Origin of the sequence: uncultured Aquincola sp., from assembly GCF_964001545.1 — a bacterium.
In the GTDB taxonomy this organism is placed as follows: Bacteria; Pseudomonadota; Gammaproteobacteria; order Burkholderiales; family Burkholderiaceae_C; genus Aquincola.
This window is the reverse complement of the sequence record NZ_CAXFDV010000663.1, coordinates 1-8,016: the sequence shown is the minus strand read 5'-3', so window position 1 is coordinate 8,016 and position 8,016 is coordinate 1. Positions and strand designations below refer to the sequence as shown.

Here is an 8,016-nt window from a genome sequence, read left to right as displayed (position 1 = left end):
CTCGACATCCCCTGGGCTGCCGAAGCCGCGCCCGAAGAGCCGTCCTTCCTGTCGCTGGCCGACGAGCCCGCCGAGGCGCTGTTGCCGCCCCAGGCCGCCGACCTCATGCCGGCGGCCGAGTCCTCGCCACTGGCCGCCGACCTGGCGCCCGAAGCGACGCCGACAGATGCCGCTGCCGCCCCCACGCCCGCAGCGCCCGCGCCCATCGACTGGTCGCGCTTCACCGACCCCGCGCTGCAGCCCGCGCCGGTGCCGGAAGCGCCTTTGTCGGCGCCGGTGCAGCAGGCGCCGGTGCGCGTGCGCGCCGCGCTGCTCGACCGGCTGGTCAACCATGCGGGCGAGGTGTCCATCACCCGCTCGCGCATCGACACCGAACTGGTGTCCATGAAGCATTCGCTGGGCGACCTGACCGAGAACCTGGAGCGCCTGCGCCGCCAGCTGCGCGACCTGGAGCTGCAGGCCGAGACGCAGATCAGCTCGCGCATCGAGGCGGCCAAGGCCAGCCAGACCTTCGACCCGCTGGAGATGGACCGCTTCACCCGCTTCCAGGAACTCACGCGGATGATGGCCGAGTCGGTCAACGACGTGGCCACCGTGCAGCGCAGCCTGCAGCGCAGCCTGCAGACGGCCGAGGACGAGATTGCCGCGCAGAGCCGCCTGACCCGCGACCTGCAGGACGGGCTGCTGCGCACCCGCATGGTGGAGTTCGAGGGCATCGCCGACCGGCTGTACCGCGTGGTGCGCCAGGCCAGCAAGGAAACCGGCAAGCAGGTGCGGCTGGACATCGTCGGCGGCGCCATCGAAGTGGACCGTGGCGTGCTGGACCGCATGACCGGCGCCTTCGAGCACCTGCTGCGCAACGGCGTGGTGCACGGCATCGAGCCGGCCGAGCTGCGCAGCCAGCGCGGCAAAGATCCCGTGGGCCGCATCACCGTCTCGCTCAGCCATGCCGGCAACGAAGTGGGCGTGGAAGTGCGCGACGACGGCGGCGGCCTCGACCTGCTGGGCCTGCGCGAGCGCGGCGTGGCCCAGGGCCTGGTGGCGCCCGATGCGCAGCTGGCCGATGCCGAGCTGGCGCAGCTGGTGTTCAGCCCCGGCCTCACCACCGCGGCCGAGGTCACCGAGCTGGCCGGCCGCGGCGTGGGCATGGACGTGGTGCGCAGCGAGGTGCTGGCCATGGGCGGCCGCATTGAAACCGCCACCAGCTGGGGAGAAGGCACCAGCTTCCGCCTGGTGCTGCCGCTGACCACCGCCGTCACCCAGGTGGTGATGCTGCGTGCCGGCGAGCTGACGGTGGCCGTGCCTTCGCCGCTGGTTGAAGCCGTGCGCCGTGTGCCGGCCGATGAAGTGGCGCGGGCCTATGCCAGCGGCCAGTGCGCGGTGGGCGATCAGCTGCTGCCCTTCTTCTGGCTGGGCGGTCTGCTGCATGGCAGCCCGCGCGGCGCCACGGCAGCGGCCACACAGTCGCTGGTCGTCATCCGCAGCGCGCAGCAGCGCGTGGTGCTGCATGTGGACGACGTGGTGGGCAACCACGAAGTGGTGGTCAAGAACCTGGGCGCGCAGCTGTCGCGGCTGCCGGGGCTGGTGGGCGTCACGCTGCTGGCTTCGGGCTCGCCCACGCTCATCTACAACCCGGTGGCGCTGGCCAGCCTGTATGGCGAAGGTGCCCAGGCCGCCGCGCGCGAGGCCCAGCCGGCCGAAGGCGAAGCCGCACCGCGGCAGCCGGTGGCCAGCGCGCCGCAGGCGCCGCTGGTGCTGGTGGTGGACGATTCGCTCACCGTGCGCCGCGTGACCCAGCGGCTGCTGCAGCGCGAGGGCTACCGCGTGGCCCTGGCCAAGGACGGGCTGGAAGGCCTGGAGAAGCTGGCCCAGGAACGGCCGGTGGTGCTGCTCACCGACATCGAGATGCCGCGCATGGACGGCTTCGACCTGGTGCGCAACCTGCGCAACGACGACCGGCTGCGCACGTTGCCGGTGGTGATGATCACCTCACGCATCGCGCAAAAGCACCGCGACGTGGCGGGTGAACTGGGCGTGGACCACTACCTGGGCAAGCCCTACTCGGAAGAGCAGCTGCTGGGGTTGGTGAAGCACTACGCGGCGCAGGCCGCGGCCGGCGCCCTCACGCCGGCCGTTTGACGACGGCAAAGCGCTCCAGCGTGCGCGCCCGCGCCTCGTCGTGGTCCACCACGGGGTGCGGGTAGGTCTTGCCCAGCGTCACGCCGGCTTCGGCCAGCTCGATCGGCCGCGCCAGCCAGGGCGCATGGATCAGCTTGGCCGGCAGCTTGGCCAGCTGCGGCAGGTAGCGGCGGATGAACTTGCCGTCGGCATCGAACTTCTCGCTCTGCGACACCGGGTTGAAGATGCGGAAGTAGGGCTGCGCATCGCAGCCGGTGGAAGCCGCCCACTGCCAGCCGCCGTTGTTGGCCGCCAGGTCGTAGTCGTTCAGGTGCAGCGCGAAGTAGGTTTCGCCGCGCCGGTAGTCGATGCCCAGGTCCTTGGTCAGGAAGCTGGCGGTGACCATGCGCAGCCGGTTGTGCATGTAGCCGGTCTCGTTCAGCTGGTGCATCGCCGCGTCCACCAGCGGGTAGCCGGTGCGGCCTTCGCACCAGGCGGCAAACAGCGCATCGGCCGCCTTGCCGTGGTCCCACTTGATGGCGTCGTATTCGGGCTTGAAGGCCTGGCCCACCACGCGCGGATGGTGGTGCAGCACCTGGTGGTAGAAGTCGCGCCAGATCAGCTCCGACAGCCAGGTGGCCGCGCCCGGCGAGCCTTTGGCGGCGCGGGCATGCGCCTCACGCGCCAGCGCCCGCACCGACACCGTGCCGAAGCGCAGGTGCGGCCCCATGTAGCTGGGGCCTTTGACGGCCGGGTAGTTGCGCGCGTCGTCGTAGCGGTCGATGCGCTCGCGGAAGTCTTCCATCAGCTCTTCGGCGCCCACCGGGCCGCTGGGCAGCTTCAGCTCATGCAGGTTGGTGCGCGCAAAGCCCAAACTTTCCAGCGTGGGCACCTCGCTGCAGTCGCCGTCGGGCCGCGGCGCCAGTGCGCCCGCATGGCGCGAGACGGGGTAGGCGCTCAGGTAGAACGCATCCACCTTCTTCAGCCAGGCGTTCTTGTAGGGCGTGAACACGCTGTAGGGGCTGCCGGCGCCGGTCATCACCTCCGAGCGCTCGAACACCACATGGTCCTTGCTGCTGTGGAAGCTGATGCCCAGGTCGGCCAGCGCGCCGCGCACCTTGGCATCGCGCTGCAGCGCGTAGGGCTCGTCGTCGTGGTTGGTGTAGACCGCCTGCACGTGCAGCTGGTCGGCCAGCCGCGGCAGTTCCTTCGTTGCCACGCCGTGGCGCACGATCAAGCCCGCGCCGTCCACGCCGTGGGCGGCGGCCATCGCACGCAACTGCGCATCCAGGCCCACCAGGCTGTCGCGGATGAACTCCACCCGCCGGTCGGCGCGCGGCAGTTCATCGAGGATGGTGCTGTCGAAGATGAAGGCGCAGTGCACCTGGCGCGCGGCCTTCAGCGCATGGAAGAGGGCGGCGTTGTCCTCGGCGCGCAAGTCGCGGCGCAGCCACACCAGGGCGGCATCCAGGGCCTTCATGCGGGTTCGGTCTCCATCGGGTGGCTGCGGTCCAGCAGGCTTTCCAGGCAATGCTCGGTGATGCCGTAGAAGGCCTTGATCTCGGCGATTTGCGCGGCCAGCGCCTGGCGCCGCGCGGCCGGCAGCGGCGTGGCGCGCTTGACCGCCAGGATCATCTTGTTCTTGCTGGTGTGTTCCAGCGAGATGAACTCGAACACCTGCGTGGCATAGCCATGCGCTTCCAGCAGCAGCGCACGCAGGCTGTCGGTCACCATCTCGGCCTGCTGGCCCAGGTGGATGCCGTGCTGCAGCATCGGCTGCAGCAGCGTGGGGCTCTTCATCTGCGGGCGGATCTGCTTGTGGCAGCAGGGCGCGCTCAAGATGATGGAAGCGCCCGCGGTGATGCCGCGGTGCAGCGCATGGTCGGTGGCGGTGTCGCAGGCATGCAGCGCGATCATCACGTCGGTGGCGCCGGTTTCCACGCTGCCCACGTCGCCGCGCTGGAAGTGCAGGCCGTCCAGCCCCAGCCGGCGGGCTGCGCCTTCGCACAGCTGCACCATGTCGTCGCGCAGCTCCACACCCGTGACCAGCGCCGGCCGGCCGCGGGTGTGCGTCAGGTAGTCGTGCACCGCAAAGGTCAGGTAGCCCTTGCCCGAGCCGAAGTCCAGCACCCGCACCAGCGCCGTACCGCCGGCCAGCGGGCTGCCGTCGAAGGCATGGTCCAGCACCTCGACGAACTTGTTGATCTGCTTCCACTTGCGCGACATCGCCGGCACCAGCTTGTGCTGCGCATCGGTCACGCCCAGCTCACGCAGGAAGGGCCGCTGCAGGTCGAGGAAGCGGTGCTTCTCACGGTCGTGCGTGGTGGCGGCCTCGCGCGCCTGGGCGGTGGGCCGGCGCACCAGCGCGGGCTTGCCCTTGCGGCTGAACAGCAGCTGCACGTCTTCGGCGGTGGTCAGCAGGTGGGCATGGCTGAAGGCCGGGCCGGCCAGCTCGCGCAGCAGGGCCATCGCCTCGTCCACCGGGTGGTTCTTGGTGATGTCCTTGGTGCGGTGGGTGTACACGAACGACAGGTGCGGCTGGCCGCGCAGCTGCACCGGGCGGGCGGTCAGCCGCTGCAGGTCGGGCTCGGGGCCGTGGTACTTGCCCAGCACCAGCTTGGCCAGCGTGCCGGCGGCCAGGCTTTCGGCCAGCAGCGCGAAGAAGCGATCGGTGGGGGCGGTGTCGGCAGGCGGGGTCATCGGCAAGGGTATTGGGCGGCCGTGCGGCACGGCGGAAAGCACGGTCGATTATCGGGGCCGGCCCTGGCGCGCCGCGGGGCCGCACTAGAATCGCCCCATGGCCGACAGCGCCCGCATCAACCTCACGAATCAGTTCCTGATCGCCATGCCCGGCATGGCCGACGAGAACTTCGTCGGTGCCGTGGTCTACCTGTGCGAGCACACCGAACGCGGTGCGCTGGGCCTGGTGATCAACAAGCCCATCGACATCAAGCTGCGCAACCTGTTCGAGAAGGTGGAGCTGCCGCTGGCGCGTGAAGACCTGGCCGATGCGCCGGTGTACTTCGGCGGCCCGGTGCAAACCGAGCGCGGCTTCGTGCTGCACGAAAAGCTCTCCAGCGACGGCGGCCACTACAACTCCACCATGGCCATCCCGGGCGGCGACCTGGAAATGACCACCAGCAAGGACGTGCTGGAAGCCCTGTCCAGCGGCGCCGGCCCGCGCAAGATCCTGGTGACGCTGGGCTACAGCGGCTGGGGAGCCGGCCAGCTGGAAGAAGAAATCGGCCGCAACGGCTGGCTGACGGTGGACGCCAAACCCGAGGTCATCTTCGACACGCCGATCGCGCAGCGCTACGACAAGGCCTTGTCGCTGCTGGGCATCGACCCGCGCATGCTCAGCGGGGAGGCGGGGCACGCGTGAGCGACCAGCCCGACGCCCCCCAGCCCGCCACCGCGCCGCCCGCCCCCCGTTCCTTCCTGGCTTTCGACTACGGCACGCGCCGCGTGGGCGTGGCCACCGGCAACACGCTGCTGCGCAGCGCCACGCCGCTCAAGACCATCGCTGCCGAGGGCGATGCCCGCTTTGCCGCCATCGAGCAGCTGGTGCGCCAGTGGCAGCCCGATGCGCTGGTGGTGGGTGTGCCGGTGCACCCCGACGGCACGCCGCACGACAATACCCGCCGCGCGCAGCGCTTTGCCCGCCAGCTGCACGGCCGGCTGAGGCTGCCGGTGCATGAGGTGGACGAGCGCTACAGCACCACCGAAGCGCTGGCCGGCGGCGCCGCCGACGTGGACGCGGCTTCGGCCGCCATCATCCTTGACCAGTTCCTGAGAGCCCAACCATGAGTACTCTGTCCCTCGACGCCGAGGCGCTGTACGCCGAGCTGCGCACCGGCGTGCGCGGGCTGCTGCAGCCGGATGCGCTGCTGGTCGGCGTGTGGTCCGGCGGTGCCTGGCTGGCCGAGCGCCTGCAGGCCGACCTGGGCCTGCCCGGCGCGCACGGCGTGATTTCCAGCGCGCTGCACCGCGACGACTTCGGCCAGCGCGGCATGGCCGCCGGTGTCGACGCCACCAAGCTGCCCTTCGAGATCGAAGGCCGCCACATCGTGCTGGTGGACGACGTGCTGTACACCGGCCGCACCATCCGCGCCGTCATCAACGAGCTGTTCGACTTCGGCCGCCCGGCCAGCGTGACGCTGGCGGTGCTGGTGGACCGCGGCGGGCGCGAGTTGCCTATACAAGCGGCCTATGCCGCCGCCCGGCTGGCGCTGCCGGCTTCGCAGCGGCTGTCGCTGGCCCGGCACGACGACGGCCGCCTGCGCTTTGCGGTGCAGACGATCGAGGCGGGAGCGTGAAGCGATGAAAAACCCCCAACTGAACCAGCACGGCGAGCTGATCCACCTGCTGTCCATCGAAGGTCTGCCGCGCGACGTCGTCACGCAGATCCTGGACACCGCGGGCACCTTCCTCAGCGTCAACGACCGTGACGTGAAGAAGGTGCCGCTGCTGCGCGGCAAGAGCGTGTTCAACCTGTTCTTCGAGAACAGCACCCGCACCCGCACCACCTTCGAGATCGCGGCCAAGCGGCTGTCGGCCGACGTGCTCAACCTGGACATCGCGCGCAGCAGCACCGCCAAGGGCGAAAGCCTGCTGGACACCATCGCCAACCTGTCGGCCATGCATGCCGACATGTTCGTGGTGCGCCACAGCGAAAGCGGCGCGCCCTACCTGATCGCCCAGCACTGCGCGCCGCATGTGCACGTGGTCAACGCGGGCGACGGCCGGCATGCCCACCCCACGCAGGGCCTGCTGGACATGTACACCATCCGGCATTTCAAGAAGGACTTCCGCAACCTCACGGTGGCGGTGGTGGGCGACATCGTGCACTCGCGCGTGGCCCGCTCCGACATCCATGCGCTGACCACGCTGGGCGTGCCCGAGATCCGCGCCGTCGGCCCCAAGACCCTGGTGCCGGGCGACCTGGCGCAGATGGGCGTGCGGGTGTGCCACGACATGGCCGAAGGCATCCGCGATGCCGACGTGATCATCATGCTGCGGCTGCAGAACGAACGCATGAGCGGCGCGATGCTGCCCAGCTCGGGCGAGTTCTTCAAGAGCTTCGGCCTGACGCCCGAGAAGCTGGCGCTGGCCAAGCCCGACGCCATCGTGATGCACCCGGGGCCGATCAACCGCGGCGTGGAGATCGACTCCACCGTGGCCGACGGCCGGCAGAGCGTGATCCTGCCGCAGGTGACCTTCGGCATCGCGGTGCGCATGGCCGTGATGAGCATCATTGCTGGGAACGACGCATGAGCAGAATCCTGATCCAAGGCGGCCGCGTGATCGACCCGGCCTCGGGCCGCGACGAAGTCACCGACGTGGCCATCGCCTCCGACCGCATCGTGGCCATCGGCCCGGCGGGCGACTTCCAGCCCGACCGCCGCATCGACGCCCGCGGCCGCATCGTGGCCCCTGGCCTGGTGGACCTGGCGGCGCGCCTGCGCGAGCCCGGCCATGAGCATGAAGGCATGCTGGAAAGCGAGCTGGCGGCGGCTGCGGCCGGCGGCGTCACCAGCCTGGTGTGCCCGCCCGACACCGACCCCGCGCTCGACGAGCCCGGCCTGGTCGAGATGCTGAAGTTCCGCGCCCGCAAGCTGAGCCGCTGCCGGCTGTTTCCGCTGGGCGCGCTCACCCGCGGCCTGAAGGGCGACATCCTCACCGAGATGGCCGAGCTGACCGAAGCCGGCTGTGTCGGCTTCTCGCAGGCCGAGGTGCCGATCGCCGACACGCTGGTGATGCAGCGTGCGCTGCTGTATGCCGCCACCTACGGCTACACCGTGTGGCTGCGCCCGCAGGACGCCTGGCTGGGCAAGGGCGTGGCGGCCAGCGGCGCCGTGGCCACGCGGCTGGGCCTGTCGGGCGTGCCGGTGATGGCCG

The 8,016-nt window shown here is 70.4% G+C and carries 7 protein-coding genes and 1 pseudogene; 6 read left to right on the top strand and 2 right to left on the bottom strand.

All coding sequences use genetic code 11. The features are described from left to right. A partial coding sequence (locus tag ABNT58_RS23165) for a response regulator (protein ID WP_348755758.1) occupies positions 1-2,139 on the top strand: 2,139 nt, incomplete at its 5' end. Here ABNT58_RS23165 and ABNT58_RS23160 read toward each other — a convergent pair. Together ABNT58_RS23160 and ABNT58_RS23155 are read right to left on the bottom strand one after the other, a co-directional pair. After that, complete coding sequence (locus tag ABNT58_RS23160; RefSeq protein ID WP_348755757.1) at positions 2,123-3,598, bottom strand: deoxyribodipyrimidine photo-lyase; 1,476 nt, start codon at positions 3,596-3,598, stop codon at positions 2,123-2,125. The genes ABNT58_RS23165 and ABNT58_RS23160 overlap by 17 nt on opposite strands. Further along, positions 3,595-4,818, bottom strand: a complete 1,224-nt coding sequence (locus tag ABNT58_RS23155; protein ID WP_348755756.1) for an SAM-dependent methyltransferase — start codon at positions 4,816-4,818, stop codon at positions 3,595-3,597. Before ABNT58_RS23155 ends, ABNT58_RS23160 begins: the two co-directional genes overlap by 4 nt. A 97-nt stretch (positions 4,819-4,915) precedes the next feature. Here ABNT58_RS23155 and ABNT58_RS23150 point away from each other — a divergent pair, with 97 nt between their 5' ends. From ABNT58_RS23150 to ABNT58_RS23130, 5 genes and pseudogenes are all read left to right on the top strand, one after another. Further along, positions 4,916-5,500 carry a YqgE/AlgH family protein gene (locus tag ABNT58_RS23150; protein WP_348755755.1) on the top strand — a complete coding sequence of 195 codons (585 nt, stop codon included), beginning with the start codon at positions 4,916-4,918 and terminating at the stop codon, positions 5,498-5,500. Beyond that, entirely contained in the window at positions 5,497-5,925 is a 429-nt protein-coding gene (gene ruvX, locus ABNT58_RS23145) for a Holliday junction resolvase RuvX (RefSeq protein ID WP_348755754.1), read from the top strand. The genes ABNT58_RS23150 and ruvX overlap by 4 nt, the downstream gene beginning before the upstream one ends. Then, on the top strand, positions 5,922-6,434 hold the full coding sequence (gene pyrR / locus ABNT58_RS23140) for a bifunctional pyr operon transcriptional regulator/uracil phosphoribosyltransferase PyrR (RefSeq protein WP_348755753.1): 513 nt from the start codon (positions 5,922-5,924) through the stop codon (positions 6,432-6,434). The genes ruvX and pyrR overlap by 4 nt, the downstream gene beginning before the upstream one ends. A gap of 4 nt (positions 6,435-6,438) precedes the next feature. Beyond that, entirely contained in the window at positions 6,439-7,392 is a 954-nt protein-coding gene (locus ABNT58_RS23135; protein ID WP_348755752.1) for an aspartate carbamoyltransferase catalytic subunit, read from the top strand. After that, positions 7,389-8,016 (top strand): annotated as a pseudogene (locus tag ABNT58_RS23130) (dihydroorotase); the annotation flags it as partial. The gene ABNT58_RS23135 and the pseudogene ABNT58_RS23130, both read left to right, overlap by 4 nt.

What these genes read in the sequence shown, in the direction of transcription:
- ABNT58_RS23160 (WP_348755757.1), bottom strand. Translation starts at nt 3,598, where the DNA reads ATGAAGGCCCTGGATGCCGCCCTGGTGTGGCTGCGCCGCGACTTGCGC.
- ABNT58_RS23155 (WP_348755756.1), bottom strand. Translation starts at nt 4,818, where the DNA reads ATGACCCCGCCTGCCGACACCGCCCCCACCGATCGCTTCTTCGCGCTG.
- ABNT58_RS23150 (WP_348755755.1), top strand. Translation starts at nt 4,916, where the DNA reads ATGGCCGACAGCGCCCGCATCAACCTCACGAATCAGTTCCTGATCGCC.
- pyrR (WP_348755753.1), top strand. Translation starts at nt 5,922, where the DNA reads ATGAGTACTCTGTCCCTCGACGCCGAGGCGCTGTACGCCGAGCTGCGC.
- ABNT58_RS23135 (WP_348755752.1), top strand. Translation starts at nt 6,439, where the DNA reads ATGAAAAACCCCCAACTGAACCAGCACGGCGAGCTGATCCACCTGCTG.